Source organism: Bradyrhizobium sp. AZCC 1693 (assembly GCF_036924745.1).
Lineage (GTDB): Bacteria > Pseudomonadota > Alphaproteobacteria > Rhizobiales > Xanthobacteraceae > Bradyrhizobium.
The window spans coordinates 1,592,404-1,607,253 of sequence record NZ_JAZHSD010000001.1 but is presented as its reverse complement, the minus strand read 5'-3'; the positions used below and the strand labels follow the sequence as shown (position 1 = coordinate 1,607,253).

Genomic DNA, 14,850 nt, shown 5'->3' with positions numbered 1-14,850 from the left:
GGGACAAAGCAGGCTCCCCGTCAGACGGCCCACCGTCCAAGCTCTGCGCACACCCGACCTGTCGGGAGGAGCGCACATGGATGGTTCAGGGCCGATATTTTTTTGTTCCATCAGGTCAACACTGCGCGTCGCGCTCGCCGCGGCCGCCTTGGCATGCGCTGGATTCCCGGCGTCCACGGCGGGAGAAGCCCTCATGATTGCCATCGACCGCATGACTATAGGTTCCCCGCCGGCCGGATTCTCGTTTGCGCGGACCGGCCTCGGCGCGGAGGGCAAATGGAGTGTTGTCGCCGACCCGACCGCCAAGGCGGGCCGCGCCATCGAGCAGCAGAGTACCGACCGCACCGATTACCGCTTTCCGCTCGCTCTCCACGAAAGCTTTTCGGCGAAGAATCTCATCATGCAGGTGCGCTTCAAGCCCGTTGCAGGCAGGATCGACCAGGCCGGCGGCATTGTCGTGCGGCTTGCGGACCCTGACAATTACTACGTCGCCCGGGCCAACGCGCTTGAGAATAATGTTCGCTTCTATCGCGTCGTCGCCGGCCGGCGGCAGCAGCTCGGCACGTCAAACATTCGCGTGACCTCGAATGAATGGCACGTTCTCGCCCTGCGGGCCGAAGGCGACCGCTTCACGGTGAGCTATGACGGAGCGGTCCTGTTCGAGGTCAAGGACGATACGTTCAGGGATGCAGGCGGTATTGCGCTATGGACCAAGGCGGACAGCGTGACGCGCTTCGATCAAGTAACGATCACCACTTTGCCGTGAGGATGCCGGGGATGACTGATGTCGTGACCGAACCGAAGGCGTCGACCGGGTCCGCCCTGATCTCGCTGCTCTATGTCGCCCGTGGCCTGCGCGGCTTTGGCGACGGTTTTGCAGTCATCATCTTGCCAGCCTACATGACCGCGCTCGGTTACGACGCCGTCGCGGTCGGCATTGTCGCGACGGCGTCGCTATTGGGAACCGCGCTGCTGACCCTGATCACAGGCTGGATCGCGCCGCGCCACGATCTGCGGCCGCTGCTGATCGCGGGCGCGGGCCTGATGGCAGCCACCGGCATAGCCTTTCCCGGCGTCGAGCATTTTGTGCTGATCGCGCTGGTCGCGTTCATCGGCACCATCAATCCATCCGGCGGCGATCTCGGCGTGCTGGTGCCGCTCGAGCATGCGGTGCTGGCGCATAGTGCTGCCGATGAGCGCCGCACGCAGGTGTTCGCGCGCTATAGCCTGATTGGCGCGCTCTGCACCGCGACGGGTTCGCTGGCGGCTACATTGCCCGATCTCCTTGTCGCGGGCGGTAGCACCAACCTCGCCGCGTTCCGCCTGATGTTCTATGCCTATGCCGCGCTCGGCATCGCCTGCGCCGCGCTCTATCGCTACGTGCCGCACACCCGCGGCGAGGAGAGGGCGCCGCAGACGCCGCTCGGCCCGTCGCGCGGCACCGTCTACAAGCTGGCGGCGCTGTTCAGCATCGATGCCTTCGCGGGCGGTTTCGTCGCGCAGTCGCTGCTGGTGCTCTGGCTGTTCGAGCGCTTCGACCTGTCGCTATCAGCGGCCGGATTGTTTTTCTTCTGGTCGAGCACCCTGAGCGCCTTCTCCTATCCGGTCGCGGCCTGGATCGCCAAACGCGCGGGCCTCGTCAACACCATGGTGTTCACGCATATTCCCTCCAGCATCTTCCTGATCCTGGCGGCGTTCTCGCCGAACCTCTATCTGGCGCTCGGGTTGCTGCTGTTGCGCTCGGCGCTCTCGCAGATGGACGTGCCGACCCGCACCTCCTACGTCATGGCCGTGGTGACGCCGGCCGAACGGCCGGCGGCTGCCAGCGTCACCGCCGTGCCGCGCAGCCTTGCATCCGCGATCAGCCCGGCGATCTCGGGCGCACTGCTGATGACGTCGTTTACCGGGCTACCGCTGGTGGTCTGCGGCACGCTCAAGATCGCCTACGACCTCGCGCTCTTGTTCTCGTTCCGCCATATCAAGCCGCCGGAGGAATCATCCCCCTGACGGCTTAATGCGCGCGCGGGCAGGGTTTATACTCGGGCGAGCGGTATCGTCCGATGTTTGCCGAGGAAGGACCATGCACTCACATTCCATCGATCAGTGGACTCACGATCACGTGTTCCTGGGTTCCCGCCATGACCGTCACGAGCGTCGGATCTGGTTCGTGGTGGCGCTGACCACTGTCATGATGGTCGGCGAGATCGTCGTCGGGTGGCTTTCCGGAACAATCTGCGGGCTGCCTATGTCCATGTGATGGCCGACGCCGCGACCTCGATCCTGGCCATCGCGGCGTTGCTGGTGGCGATGTACGCGCAATGGGTGTGGGCTGATCCGGCGGTGGGAATCATCGGCAGCCTCGTGATCGCGAACTGGGCCTACGGGTTGCTGCGCGCCTCCGGCGCCGTTCTGCTCGACGTCAACGCGGACAAGAATCTCGAAATGGTGATCCGCGACCGGCTCGAGACCAGGGGTGATCGTGTCACCGATCTGCATCTGTGGCAGGTCGGCCCCGGGCATCGCGCCGCAGTGATTTCGGTCATCTCCGATCACCCGCTGCCGCCGGCGACCTACAAGCGTCGGCTCGGCGGCTTGCACGGGTTGAGCCACGTGACCATTGAGGTGGAGACCTGCCCGCACGAGCACGGCTAGCACCAGCCGGAGGAGCAGGGCTAGCGCGGCGCGAATGTTCAGTGCTGCGCAACCGCCGTCTTGTCGAGGGCTGCGCGAACGCCGTGTGCCAGCCTCAAGGCATCGTCGTTGGCCCAGAAGTGGATGAAGAACATACGCGGCTCCTCGTCGAGCATGTGGCTATGGATGGCCGTCACCTCGATGCTGCCGGCACGCAAGGCCCGGATCAGCGGATTGACCTCATTGGGCGTCACCAGGAAGTCGCCGGTGATGGCCGCCTTGCCGTTGCCCGTGGGTTGGAAGTTGATGGCGTTAGCGCCGCCCAACGCGCCGTTGACGGCCATACCGCCTTCCCTGGCCGGATCGCGGCGGGGGATGCCGTACTGGTAGACGCCGCCATTGACGGTACCCTTGGCGCCCATCGCCTCGTCGATTTTTGCGGTGTCGAGGTCGATGGCCGGCGCTGCGGTGGCGGTGGTGGCCGGCGGATCAAAGGGCGTCTTGCTTGCCGACGAAAGCGCCGCGCGGATGGCGCTTGCCATCTTCTCGGGGTCGCCGTGTCCGGCCACGTGCATGTAGAAGGTCGCAGGAGAGCCACGCAGCACGTGATTGTGGATCGCAGTGATGTCCAGCCCGCTGTCCAGCAATTTGGTCATGACGGGCGTGATTTCTGTATCCAGCAGCACCAGGTCGCCCATCAACATAGCCTCTCCCTGCATGGGCGCGAAGGCGATCCATCCTCCGAGCGCCAGCGCCGGCTTGATTGCGACGCCGTCCAGCGTGACGTGCAGATCGGATCGCGGCAGCCCGTAACGATGCACTTCGCCGCTTACCGTGGCGGTCTTCCCGAGGGCGGCGTCTACCTTCTTCCAGTCGATAGCATCGGCGCGGGCGGCGTGTGACAGCAGCAGCGCTGTGCCGAGCGCGAGTAGCGTAAGGGATTGTTTCATGGCGTTCTCCTTCTTGCGCCCGACGTTCGGTCGCACACGGAAATGTTCCCGCGAGCCATGGCGCAGCGCGGCCGAGCGTTGACGGATTTTTTTGAGTAACGGCAGGTATTCGGGCATGCGTATGCGCCTCCGGGAAACCGGGACGCGATACTTGGGCATGTCGCCTCGTGGGGGGATCGCAAACCCCCATAGACGTATTCAGCCACACTGGTGTGGACTGTCAACGTGTTCAGGCGCCGCCAACTGCAACTGTGTCACGAGATGGCGCGAAAGCCTTTATTTCAAGCGCAATCCCGCGGGACATCCGTAGAAACGAACCTTGCGTTCACCTTCAATTGATCAATGCAGGTTGGATACGTGTTCTTCGGTTTCAGCGTTGAGGGGGTTGTCAGATCATGACCAACGCGGGTCGCGCGACTACCACGGCGATCGCCGTCCGTCGGGGAGGGGCTCCATCACGCGTCGCTCATCCCGAACGTGCGACCATTGCGCCAGCTTGATCTCCGGAGAATCGGGCGCGTTGGCCTCTTCCGAGTGAAAGGCGAGTTTCTGGTTTGCCTGCACCTGGTATTTGGCGGCCTGCGCGAGCCAGTACCATTTCTTGCCCGGCTCGTTCAGCGCGCGCTGACGGCACTCGGCTTCCAATTCACGTAAGCGGATCGCTTCTTGCATTACCAATTCCAGAGCCTGGAAGCACCAATCTACCGGAGCCCAAAACCACCGAAACCCGGGTTCCGGTACCATCTTATGGCAAAAATTTCTTGACGGCCTGCTATGCAGGAACGACGCAATTGATTGAAATTTAGGAATGGATTGACGCGATAATGCGCTGATGTGACCGGTGCCGCGTCGATCCGTGCGATATTGCTCGCGAATGCCTTGCCTAGACGACCAGCAGGGCGCCCGACGTCAGAAGCAGCACCAGCACGATTTTCCGGAATGCGGCCTCGTCGAGCCGCCCGAACAGTTTCAGCCCAAGCCAGGTGCCGGCGAACAGGGCCGGCAATCCGACCAGGAACAGCTTGATCACCTCAGGCGTGATCGCGCCCCTGGCGCCGATCCACAACGCGCTCATGACGAAGATCGCAACCGCCACCGGCTGAAACACCGCGCGCTGCACGTCCTTGGACCAGCCGCGCAAGCCGCACCAGATGATCACGAGAATTCCGGCAAGCCCGGTGATGCCGCCGAGCACGCCGTTGAGGAAGCCGACACCCGCGTCGGCCGCGGCGCCGTCCGCTTTCACCGCTGGGATGGCCGGCCGCAGCAGCGCATAGAGGCTGTAGAGCACCAGGAAAGCGCCAACGCCCATGCGCACATGGGCGGGGTTCGCCCAGGTCAGGATACCGACGCCGACGGGAACGCCGAGCGCGGCGCCGGCCATGAACGGCCAGAGTCGCCGCCAGTCCAGCGCGCCGCGCAGCTTCCAGACCGAATAGCCCTGCACGATCAGCCCGAATGCGATGATCAGCGTCGCCGTTTGCAGGGGAGTAAGGAAGTAGAGCCAGATCGCAGAGACGACGAGGCCGAAGGCGAAGCCGGAGAGGCCAGCGACCAGCGCGCCGGCAAAGGTCGCGAGAAGAAACAGCGGCAGTTCGAGTGTCGTTCCATCCATGTGCCCGCTCCACAGAAAAGCGAGCAGCGCTTGAATGGGATCGCCATTTGACGGGGAGGCTGCGATATCCCCGCGTTCAGGTTATGCCTGGCATGGCCTCGGGCGCAAGATGCATCGCCTGGCCTGCTTGTTGCCGCCATGCTGACAGTTGTCGCCATCAAGCAGAAAGATTCGCGCGACAAACGCTTTTTACTCGCGCGCTGCGCGGTCGCGACCATATGTTCAGCCAAGCGCTGCAGCCGATGGCGCGTTGAATGCGGAGAGACGGCGTGGGCGAATGGGTTGGGGTCACGATCGCGCTGGTCTCGAGTTGTCTCGGCGGGACCGCAGCGGCGATCACGCGCTATCTTGCCGGCAACACCGATCCGATCACGCTTGCGATCCTGCGCTGGGCAATCGGCTTTTGCTGCGTGCTGCCGGCGGCGCTGTCGCTGAAGGCGCGATGGCCGCAACAGCGGGATTTGCCGGCCGTCGCCGCGCTGGGCTTTTGCTTCTTCGGCGTGTTCTTCGTTCTCTACAACATCGCGATGTCCTACACGACCGCGGCGCGCGCCAGCCTCGCGCTGGCGACGCTGCCGCTGCACACGATGGTGGTCGGCGCGTTGCTCGGCATCGAGCCGCTGACGAAACGGAAGTCGATCGGGGTCTGCGTCGCGGTACTCGGTGTCGCCGCCGCGCTTGCGACGGGATTGTCGGCCGCGCCGCCGGGAGCCTGGCGCGGCGAACTGATCATGACCGCGGCAGTCCTGTGCATGGCGTTCTACAACGTCTGGTCTCGTCCCTTCATCCAGCGATCGAGCGCGCTTGGCTTCCTCACGGTCGGCATGGGAACGGGCGCCGCGGCGCTGATCCTGGTCGGGTCACTGACGGGGAGCGTGGTGGCATTGAGCCAGTTCAGCACGCCGCAATGGATCGCCGGGATTTATCTTGGCGTTGCCGGCGGTGCGCTAGCGTTCATCCTGTGGGTGCTGGCGCTGGAACGGGCGTCGCCGACGCGCGTCGCCAGCACCATGACCGTCAATCCGCTCGCGGCGGGGCTGCTTGCCACGCAGTTGGTCGGAGAGCCGATCACGCCGAATCTCGTGCTCGGGCTTGTCGCGGTGTTCGCCGGGATCTGGATCGCAACGTCGGAGGTCAGGAACCTTTGAAAGCGTGATGCTCACGCAGCGGCGATGGGCTCGATCTCGATCAGGAAATCCGGACCGTAGAGCTGCGAATAGCCCGGCGGCGAGCCGAGTTCAGGCGGATTGATGCGGGTGATCATTCAGACGTCCCCTTCTTTCGTCACGCTTCGAGGTGGCGGTGTGCGCAGCAGCAACAGCGCCAGCAGCGCGGAGATGCTGAGCGCAGAGGACACGATCAGGATGCGGCTACCCATGACGTCGATCAGCAGGCTGAACGCCAGCGGGGCGCCGGCCTGCGCGATCCGTGCCGGGGCGCCGATGATCCCGAGGCGATAGGCGTAGTTCTGCGGGCCGAAGATCGCAAGCGGCATGGTGCCGCGCGCAATGGTCAAAATGCCGTTGCCCGTGCCGTGAAAGACGGCGAACACGCTCGCCGCGCCGCCACCCAATAGTCCAATGATGGCCGCGCCGATCGGATGGGTGAGGCAGGCCAGCCGTCCCGACACCAGCGGGTGATATCGTGAGAGAAAACTTGCCTCGAAGATGCGCGCCGCCACCTGCGACGGACCGATCAGCGCACCGGCCGCGACAGCCTGCAGCGATGTCGCGCCGGCGGCTTCCAGAATCCGCGGCAAATGCGCGGCCATTGCGCCGGTGACGCACCACGCCGCGGCAAAGGCAAACGCCAACAGGATCATGGTGCGGTCGAGCGGGATGTGTGGCTTGACCGCGGCGGCAACCGCGGCCTTTGCGCCCGCGACCGGCGGCAGCATCAGCCAGTTGATCGGCAGACCGATCAGGATGTGCGCAGCCGCCCACGCAAAGCAGGTGTTGCGCCAGCCGATCGTCTCCAGCCCCCACGCGGTCAGCGGCCATCCGACGGTCGAGGCGAAGCCGGCGATCAGGGTGATGCCGGTGATCGAGCGCCGCGCCGCGTCGCCGTAGATGCGGCCGAGGGCGCCGAAGGCAGCGTCGTAAAGGCCCGCGCCCATGCCGATTCCGAGCAGGAGCCAGGCCACGAGCAGGACCGGTATCGAATAGGTGAGGCCGAGCAACGCCAGCCCCGCGGCCAGCACGAGGTTGGAAAGCGACAACACGGACCGGCCGCCGACCAGATCGATCTGCCGGCCGATGCGCGGCCCGAGCATAGCCGAGATGACAAGCGAAGCGGAAAAAGCGGCGAAGACCCAGTTCGACGATACGCCGAGATCGCGCGCGATGGGATCGGCGAGGATCGCAGGCAGATAGTAGCTCGAAGCCCAGGCCAGGGTCTGCGTGGTGCCGAGCGCGACAATAATGGAAAGCTGAGTTCGGTTCACGGCTGTGGCGTCTCTTTTCTCGACCAGAATAGCGCCAGCGGTCCAAGCAGGATCCCCGCCGCCAGCACCAAAAATGCGGCCATCCAGGCCGATGAATTCTGCGGCCCGCCTGTGGCGTCCAGCGCTACGCCGACCGCCCACGCGCCAAGCGCAGACAGGCTGAAGCCGACCGTCGAATGCATCGCCATGGTGGCGCCGCGATATTGCGGGTCCGCAGCCATCGACATGCCCGAGGTCAAGGCGCCGGAATCGGCAGGAACCGTGATGGCATAGATCAGCATCAAAGGCAGCAGCAGCCAGGGTGACCTGTCGGCGCATACGCCGATCAGAAGCGCTCCGGCGGCGGAGGAGAACATCACCGCTGTGACGGCGCGGTGGCGGCCGAACCGGAGTGCGAATTCATTGCCGAGAATGCTCGCGGGCATCGCGAGCAGCGAAAACACGACGCTGACCACGATCGGCGTCAGGATCGAGGCGTCTGAATTTCTTAGCGAGACAAAGGTCCAGAACGCTACGATCCAGGTTCTGATGCCGTAGAGCTCGAAACAATGCGCGCCGTAGCCGAGGACGAACCCCATCGCTTGTCGATTTCGGAACACCGGCGCGAAATCCAGCAGGCGCCCCGACGCTGGTTTCGGTTCAACAGGCCGCAACAGGAAGCAGACGGTGAGCATGATGAGCGGCCCGGCGGCGGTGACGAAAAATGCGCTGCGCCAACCCCAGGCTTCCGCGACAAGTTGCGAAACCAGAAACGACAGGCCGACCCCGAACGAGAAGCTCGACGTGTAAAGGGTGATCGCGCGGGATGAATCGCCCGGCGCGAGACGATCCGTCAGCGCCTTGAGGCCCGGCATATAGGCGCCCGCAAAGCCCACGCCGGCGATCGCATTGAAGAGCGCGCCCGACCAGAGGCCGGTGGCGAACATGCCGAACAGCAGCGTGCCGAGCGCGCTGAGCGCGGAGCCTGCAATCAGGATCTTGCACGCGTCGATACGGTCGGTGAGCGTCGCCAAAAACGGCACAGTCAGCATGTAACCTGCCGCACCCGAGCCCGCCAGCAGGCCGGCTTGCGCGCCGCTTAGATGCCATTCCGGAATCAGGAACGCGGCAAGAATCGAAGGCACGACGACGTGCGGGAGCAGGCTGCCGAGCTGCCCCAGGCACATCGCGACAATGACGGATCGGCCTTCCAAAAAAATTCCGTTCACTCCCTATTGATCAGGAGGCGCAGCCGCACCCCGTCTTGCCGTCCTGCTTTGCTTTCTCATCCGCGACGCAACACGCGTCAACATCCGATAACGCAGGGCCGCCGCAACAATTGCTGGCATCTGGCGCGAGTGACCGGCTGCAGACGCCGGTCTCGGGCAGCACCAGTTCGACGCGCTCCGCGGCCTCGCGGTCGCCGGCGATGTCGGCGGCAATCGAGCGCACCTGCTCGTATCCCGTGAGCATCAGGAAGGTCGGCGCGCGACCGTAGGATTTCATGCCCGCGAAGTAGAAGCGGGGTTCATCCTGCGCCAGTTCGCGCGCGCCGTGCGGCCGCACTGTGCCGCAGCTATGCTCGTTGGGATCGATCAGCGGTGCCAGCGCGACCGGGCATTCGATCGCCGGATCGAGCCGGATGCGCAACTCGCGCGCAAAGTCGAGGTCCGGCCGGAAGCCTGTCGCGACGATTAGTTCGTCGACGATGACCCGCCGGGTCGGGCAGGCGGAGAGGGCGCCCACGACGAGGCGGGGGCCGTCGGCGATGAGATGCGAAACGCGAAAGCCGCTTTCCAGCTTGATCCGGCCTGCCGTTACCAATGCGGCGAAGGCGGCGCCGAGTTCGCCGCGGGCGACCAGCTTGTCATTGGCGCCGCCACCAAAGGCCTTGGCGGGATCGCTGCCGCGCAACAGCCAAACCGGCCGGGTCCCCGGCACCTGTTCCGCGAGCTGCGCCAGATCGGTCAGGGTACCGATCGCGGAATGTCCTGATCCCAGCACCGCGACCGTCATGCCGGCATAGCGAGCGCGGTCTCTGCCGAGCACATCAGGCATGCCGTAAGCGATCCGGTCCGCGACCTCTTGCTCGCCGATGGCGGCAAGGCCATTGGCGCCTGCCGGATTCGGTGAATGCCAGGTGCCGGAGGCATCGATGATCGCATCGGCCTTGACGAGTTTCGGACCTTGCCCGTTCTGGTACCGGATTTCGAACGGCGCAGCCTCGCGGCCTTTTGTTTTCAGCTTGTCGAAGCCGATACGGCTGATGCCGGTGACGCGGCTCGAGGTGTGGATGTGCGGCTTGAGCGCGGCGTGGACCGCAAGCGGTTCGAGGTAGCGCTCAACCATCTCCGCGCCGGTCGGGTACTGGTCGGGCTCGGGAGAATTCCAGCCCGTCGTCGCCAGCAGCCGCGCTGCGGCCTTGTCGATGTTGTACTCCCAGGGCGAGAACAATTGAACATGGCCCCATTGCCGCATGGTGTGGCCGACAGTGCCGCCGGCTTCCAGCACGATCGGCTGCAGGCCGCGTTCCAGAACATGGGCGGCGGCGGCGAGGCCGACCGGCCCGCCTCCGATGATTGCGACGGTCTTGACTTTGCTCATGGCGTTCTCCCATAAAACTAGAAATATCGAAATAACGGTCCAAAAAAACGCGGCGCGCTATGCAGCAGTTTTGGCATTGATGGTCTTGGCATGGGCGGTCTCGGCGCTTTCAGTGCAGCATTCCGCGACCAGAAAACCCACCAGCTCCCGCATCACTTGGTAGTTGGCGTGGCAGATCAGCGTGGTCGCGTCGCGCACCTGGGTCACAAGGCCGACCACCACCAGCGCCTTGATGTGGTGGGAGAGGGTGGAGGGCGCGATCTTCAGTTTCTCCTGCAGACGCCCAACCGCAAGCCCCGCGCCTCCCGCGCGGATCAGCGCGCGGTAGATCTTGAGCCGGGTCGGATTGCCCAGCGCTTCGAGATGGGCGGCGGCGTCGTCGAGTTTCATGGAAGCAACATTTCAGGCTTCGCCTACGATGTCAACTATATTTCTAGAATTACGGAAATATCACCGCGTCGACTTGACAGGCGCCTATATATCGCTAATTCTAGATATATGGAAACAACGGACGCCATTGCTGCGCTTGCGGCACTCGCCCAATCGACCCGCCTCGATGTGTTCCGCTTGCTGGTCAGACACGAGCCGGACGGGCTTTCGGCTGGCGACATCGCCAAGGCGCTCGCGGTCCCGCAAAACACCATGTCCTCGCATTTGTCGGTGCTGTCGCGCGCGGGGCTGGTCTCGGCGCAGCGGTTCAGCCGCTCGATCGTCTATCGCGCCGATCTGAGCCGTCTGCAGGATGTCGTGCTGTTCATGCTCCGGGATTGTTGCGACGGGCGGCCGGAAATTTGTGCGCCGGTCATCGAAGACCTCACGCCGTGTTGCCAGCCTACTAGGCCGAGGGGGAGGGCCGATGTCTGAGCGTACCCGCAACGGTCCGTGGAGCGGAAACAGCGCTCGTTCCTTTGGCTCCCATATCAACGGCTGAACGCGTATGAGAGTTCGTACACTATTCGATCCCGACTTCCTGCCCGCCCTGGACAGGCGCCACGTGCCGCAAAGCCAGGCGAGCGGCCTCGCTGCCGACCGCCGGCATTCGCCGCGCATCCTGCTTCTCTACGGGTCGCTGCGAGAGCGCTCCTATTCGCGTCTGGTTATCGAAGAGGCGGCCCGTCTCGTCCGCTTCTTTGGAGCCGAACCGCGCATCTTTGACCCATCAGACCTCCCGTTGCCGGATCAGTTCAAGGGCGACGATCATCCGGCGGTGCAGGAGCTGCGTGAGCTGTCGATATGGTCGGAGGGGCAAATCTGGTGCAGTCCGGAGCGGCACGGCCAAATCACAGGTGTCATGAAGGCGCAGATCGATCACCTGCCGCTCAACATGGGCGGGATGCGGCCGACCCAGGGCCGAACGCTGGCGGTCATGCAGGTTTGCGGCGGCTCGCAGTCTTTCAATGCCGTGAACACGCTGCGGCTGCTGGGGCGCTGGCTCCGGATGTTCACCGTTCCGAACCAGTCGAGCGTCCCAAAGGCATTCCAGGAGTTCGACGAGACCGGCCGGATGAAGTCATCGAGCTACTACGAACGGATCGTCGACGTCGTCGAAGAGCTCGTTCGCTTCACGGTCCTGCTCCGGCCCCACGTTACGACCTTGACGGACCGCTACTCCGAGCGCAAGGCGGCCGCAGGTCTGCAACGCGATGCTGCGTCGGACCTTTCGGCGATTGCGACGGCCCATCAGCGGATGTGTTCCAAGGTGTGAAGAAAACCACAAGACGTCCGGGAGAAGCCGATGAAAGAGCAGCTCTGGATCGGACCGAGGCAGCCCGTGATACGGCGACCTGATACAGCACGCCGGAAAGAGGAATGCCAGAAGGTTGCCCCGAACAGCGCCAATCCGACCACCAAGGCGATGGCTGGGCGTCAACGTCGGGGTTGAGTTCGTGATGGTCGCCAAAGGAATCGGCATAAGGGATATGGTCCATAACGCCTGCCAGAAACATCATGCAGAATTTTGACCTCACACGCCGGCTCGCTGCCGAAGCCCTCGGCACCGCGCTATTGGTTGCGACCGTGGTCGGCTCCGGCATCATGGCCGAGACTTTGACCAAAGACGTCGCGCTGGCGCTGCTCGGCAATACGCTGCCGACGGGTGCGATCCTCGTGGTCCTCATCACCATTCTCGGGCCCATCTCGGGCGCGCATTTCAATCCCGCGGTATCGCTGGTCTTTGCCTTGAGAGGCGAACTGACGCCGCGCGATGCGCTGGGTTACGTTGCCGTGCAAGTGGCCGGCGGAATCGCCGGAACCATGATCGCGCATGCGATGTTCGCGCTGCCGTTGATCGACGCCTCGCTGAAAATGCGAACTGGCGGCGCACAATGGTTCGCCGAGGGCATCGCCGCCTTCGGCCTGGTGGCGACCATCCTCGCCGGCATCAGGTTCAACCGCGCCGCGGTGCCCTGGCTGGTCGGCCTCTATATCACGGCAGCGTACTGGTTCACGGCCTCGACCTCGTTTGCCAATCCCGCTGTTGCCATCGCGCGCTCGATGACCAATACGTTTTCGGGCATTCGCCCCGCCGATCTTCCCGGCTTTATCGCGGCCGAACTCTGCGGTGCGGTCGTGGCGCTGATCTTCATGAACTGGTTGCTGCGTGGGGCAGGCGAGGTGGCAAAGACCAGGGAAGCCCGGCTATGACCGTGACCATCTATCACAACCCCGCCTGCGGCACGTCGCGCAACACGCTGGCGATGATCCGGCAGAGCGGCGAGGAGCCCGAGGTGATTGAGTACCTGAAGACGCCGCCAAGCCGCGCCCGGCTGGTCGAATTGATCAAGGCGCTCGGCATTTCCCCGCGCGAGCTGCTGCGCGAAAAGGGCACGCCGTACACCGAGCTAGGCCTCGCCGATCCCAAATGGAGCGACGACGAGCTGATCGACTTCATGATGGCACACCCGATCCTCATCAACCGGCCGATCGTGGTGACGGCGAAGGGCGTGCGGCTGTGCCGGCCGTCGGAGCTGGTGCTTGATCTGCTCGACAACCCCGTCCAATCCTTCGTCAAGGAGGACGGCGAGGCCATTACGCGCGCAAAACGTTGAAGGGCGCGAGGCTTTCGCCCGTCATCATTGCGCGGCATAATCATCCAATGGAACTCACGCCCCGTCTACGCCTGATGAACTGGCTGGTCAGCCAGGGCCTCACAGGCCTGCCCGAAAATGACCTGATCCGCGGTTTCTGCGAACGCTGCTGCGCCGAAGGCCTCCCGGTATCGCGCGGGATGGTCTTCATCGATACGCTGCACCCGATTTTCGAGGGCCGCGGCTTTCGCTGGAACGACGCCGAGACCAACGAAAGCGACGTCTTCGAGTATGGCTCGACCAATGAGGGCGAAGCCGCGCAGGCCTGGCGCAGCTCGATCTTCTACCACATGCTCGAAAACGGTCATGAGGAACTGCCGATCGACCTCGCCGATGGCGGGACTCACAGGTTCAAGTTCGTGAACGAACTCGCCGAAAAGGGCCACAAGCATCTAGTGGCCTATGTGCATCAGTTCGGCGAGGCGGGCACCATGGGCCAGATGGATTGCGTCTACTCCTATTGGGTGACCCGGCGCGACGAGGGATTTGGCGCGCAGGGGCTGGCGGCGCTACGCGATCTCGTGCCGGTGCTGGGACTGGCGATCAAATCCGCCGCGCAGGCCGATATCACCAAGACGCTGGGCCGGGTCTATCTCGGACGCGATACCGCCGAACAGGTCTTGCGCGGGCGGATTGCGCGCGGCGTTACCGAGCGTATCAACGCGGTGCTGTGGTTCTCCGACCTGCGCGGCTCGACCGCGATCAGCGAGAGCATCGAACCCGGCGAGATCATCCCGTTCCTCAACGACTATGCGCAGGCCTCGATCGACGCCATCCATGATGCCGGCGGCGAGGTGATGAAGCTGATCGGCGACGGCGTGCTGGCGATGTTCACCCATGACAACATGGCGAAGGCAAAGCGCGCCGCGCTACGCGCCGAACATCGCTTCCGCCGCAACATGAAGGCGCTCACCGCCCGCCGCACCGCCGAAGGCCGGCCGGTGACGTCAGCCCATGTCGGCCTGCATGTCGGCGAGGTCTTCTACGGCAATATCGGCAGCGATGACCGGCTCGACTTCACCGTGGTGGGCCCGGCCGTCAACGAGGTCAGCCGCATCGCCTCGATGTGCCGCTCGGTCGATCGCGAATTGCTGATGTCCTCGGCCTTCCGCGCGGGCCTCGATGCCGCCGGACGAAACTATCTGGTGTCCACCGGCCGCTATGCGCTGCGCGGCATCGGCCGCGCGCAGGATCTGTATACGCTTGATCCGGACATTGCCGCGGATGAAGTCGTCGCGGGGAAGTACGAGCGTTATCTGGCGGGTTAGGCGGCGTTGCCGGCCTTCGCCCGCAGCGTGTACAGGCCCACGGCCAGCAGCGAGAACACCGTCAGCACCACGCCGAGCGCGAACAGCGCCTCGTGCGAGATCGTCGCCGCGAGCCAGACGCCGATAGCGGCCGTCATCATCTGCCAGAAGCCGACCAGCGCGGATGCCGCGCCCGCTTTGTCGCCGAACGGGGAGCAACTGTGTTTTTACACGTAGACCTGTGATCGGCCGGGCTCAAGGCTGGCGCTACGCGCCACCGCCTCCGGCGGCTGAC

The 14,850-nt window shown here is 64.3% G+C and carries 16 protein-coding genes and 1 pseudogene; 9 read left to right on the top strand and 8 right to left on the bottom strand.

Annotation, left to right across the window (positions count from 1 at the left end; genetic code table 11):
• Positions 1 to 193: 193 nt before the first annotated feature.
• From V1293_RS07945 to V1293_RS07935, 3 genes and pseudogenes are all read left to right on the top strand, one after another.
• Entirely contained in the window at positions 194 to 766 is a 573-nt protein-coding gene (locus tag V1293_RS07945) for a hypothetical protein (RefSeq protein ID WP_334508237.1), read from the top strand.
• 11 nt (positions 767 to 777) lie between these two features.
• A complete protein-coding gene (locus V1293_RS07940; protein ID WP_334508235.1) occupies positions 778 to 2,007 on the top strand; it encodes an MFS transporter in 1,230 nt (409 codons plus the stop codon).
• A 73-nt stretch (positions 2,008 to 2,080) separates the two neighbouring features.
• Positions 2,081 to 2,652 (top strand): annotated as a pseudogene (locus tag V1293_RS07935) (cation diffusion facilitator family transporter).
• A gap of 38 nt (positions 2,653 to 2,690) precedes the next feature.
• Here V1293_RS07935 and V1293_RS07930 read toward each other — a convergent pair.
• The 3 genes from V1293_RS07930 to V1293_RS07920 form a co-directional block, all read right to left on the bottom strand.
• Entirely contained in the window at positions 2,691 to 3,581 is an 891-nt protein-coding gene (locus V1293_RS07930) for a DUF1259 domain-containing protein (RefSeq protein WP_334516657.1), read from the bottom strand.
• Between the two features lie 417 nt (positions 3,582 to 3,998).
• Positions 3,999 to 4,253, bottom strand: coding sequence for a hypothetical protein (locus tag V1293_RS07925; RefSeq protein ID WP_334508233.1), 255 nt, complete (start codon positions 4,251 to 4,253; stop codon positions 3,999 to 4,001).
• Positions 4,254 to 4,464: 211 nt separating this feature from the next.
• On the bottom strand, positions 4,465 to 5,196 hold the full coding sequence (locus V1293_RS07920) for a sulfite exporter TauE/SafE family protein (RefSeq protein WP_334508231.1): 732 nt from the start codon (positions 5,194 to 5,196) through the stop codon (positions 4,465 to 4,467).
• A gap of 269 nt (positions 5,197 to 5,465) precedes the next feature.
• Between V1293_RS07920 and V1293_RS07915 the strand changes: the two genes are divergently transcribed.
• Positions 5,466 to 6,344: a DMT family transporter gene (locus V1293_RS07915; RefSeq protein WP_334508228.1), complete on the top strand. Its 879-nt coding sequence runs from the start codon at positions 5,466 to 5,468 to the stop codon at positions 6,342 to 6,344.
• A gap of 116 nt (positions 6,345 to 6,460) precedes the next feature.
• Here the strand turns inward: V1293_RS07915 and V1293_RS07910 are convergent, their stop codons facing one another.
• From V1293_RS07910 to V1293_RS07895, 4 genes are read right to left on the bottom strand one after another with little or no spacing between them, the layout of a single operon-like run.
• The gene (locus V1293_RS07910) at positions 6,461 to 7,639 is read right to left on the bottom strand and encodes an MFS transporter (protein ID WP_334508226.1); all 1,179 of its coding nucleotides are present in this window, start codon (positions 7,637 to 7,639) and stop codon (positions 6,461 to 6,463) included.
• Entirely contained in the window at positions 7,636 to 8,805 is a 1,170-nt protein-coding gene (locus V1293_RS07905; RefSeq protein ID WP_334516656.1) for an MFS transporter, read from the bottom strand. The genes V1293_RS07910 and V1293_RS07905 overlap by 4 nt, the downstream gene beginning before the upstream one ends.
• Before the next feature lie 52 nt (positions 8,806 to 8,857).
• Positions 8,858 to 10,222, bottom strand: coding sequence for an NAD(P)-binding domain-containing protein (locus V1293_RS07900; protein ID WP_334508224.1), 1,365 nt, complete (start codon positions 10,220 to 10,222; stop codon positions 8,858 to 8,860).
• Between the two features lie 57 nt (positions 10,223 to 10,279).
• Positions 10,280 to 10,612, bottom strand: a complete 333-nt coding sequence (locus tag V1293_RS07895) for an ArsR/SmtB family transcription factor (RefSeq protein WP_334508222.1) — start codon at positions 10,610 to 10,612, stop codon at positions 10,280 to 10,282.
• A 108-nt stretch (positions 10,613 to 10,720) separates the two neighbouring features.
• Between V1293_RS07895 and V1293_RS07890 the strand changes: the two genes are divergently transcribed.
• From V1293_RS07890 to V1293_RS07870, 5 genes are all read left to right on the top strand, one after another.
• Positions 10,721 to 11,086, top strand: a complete 366-nt coding sequence (locus V1293_RS07890) for an ArsR/SmtB family transcription factor (protein ID WP_334508220.1) — start codon at positions 10,721 to 10,723, stop codon at positions 11,084 to 11,086.
• A 73-nt stretch (positions 11,087 to 11,159) separates the two neighbouring features.
• Positions 11,160 to 11,927 carry an arsenical resistance protein ArsH gene (gene arsH, locus V1293_RS07885; RefSeq protein WP_334508218.1) on the top strand — a complete coding sequence of 256 codons (768 nt, stop codon included), beginning with the start codon at positions 11,160 to 11,162 and terminating at the stop codon, positions 11,925 to 11,927.
• A 242-nt stretch (positions 11,928 to 12,169) separates the two neighbouring features.
• A complete protein-coding gene (locus V1293_RS07880; RefSeq protein ID WP_334508216.1) occupies positions 12,170 to 12,865 on the top strand; it encodes an MIP/aquaporin family protein in 696 nt (231 codons plus the stop codon).
• On the top strand, positions 12,862 to 13,269 hold the full coding sequence (gene arsC / locus V1293_RS07875) for an arsenate reductase (glutaredoxin) (protein ID WP_334508214.1): 408 nt from the start codon (positions 12,862 to 12,864) through the stop codon (positions 13,267 to 13,269). Before V1293_RS07880 ends, arsC begins: the two co-directional genes overlap by 4 nt.
• Before the next feature lie 47 nt (positions 13,270 to 13,316).
• Positions 13,317 to 14,576 (top strand): adenylate/guanylate cyclase domain-containing protein, encoded by a 1,260-nt coding sequence (locus tag V1293_RS07870; RefSeq protein WP_334508212.1) that lies wholly within the window; start codon positions 13,317 to 13,319, stop codon positions 14,574 to 14,576.
• On the opposite strand, the gene V1293_RS07865 is transcribed toward V1293_RS07870, so the two are convergent.
• Positions 14,573 to 14,716, bottom strand: a complete 144-nt coding sequence (locus tag V1293_RS07865; protein WP_334508210.1) for a hypothetical protein — start codon at positions 14,714 to 14,716, stop codon at positions 14,573 to 14,575. The genes V1293_RS07870 and V1293_RS07865 overlap by 4 nt on opposite strands.
• Between the last annotated feature and the right edge of the window lie 134 nt (positions 14,717 to 14,850).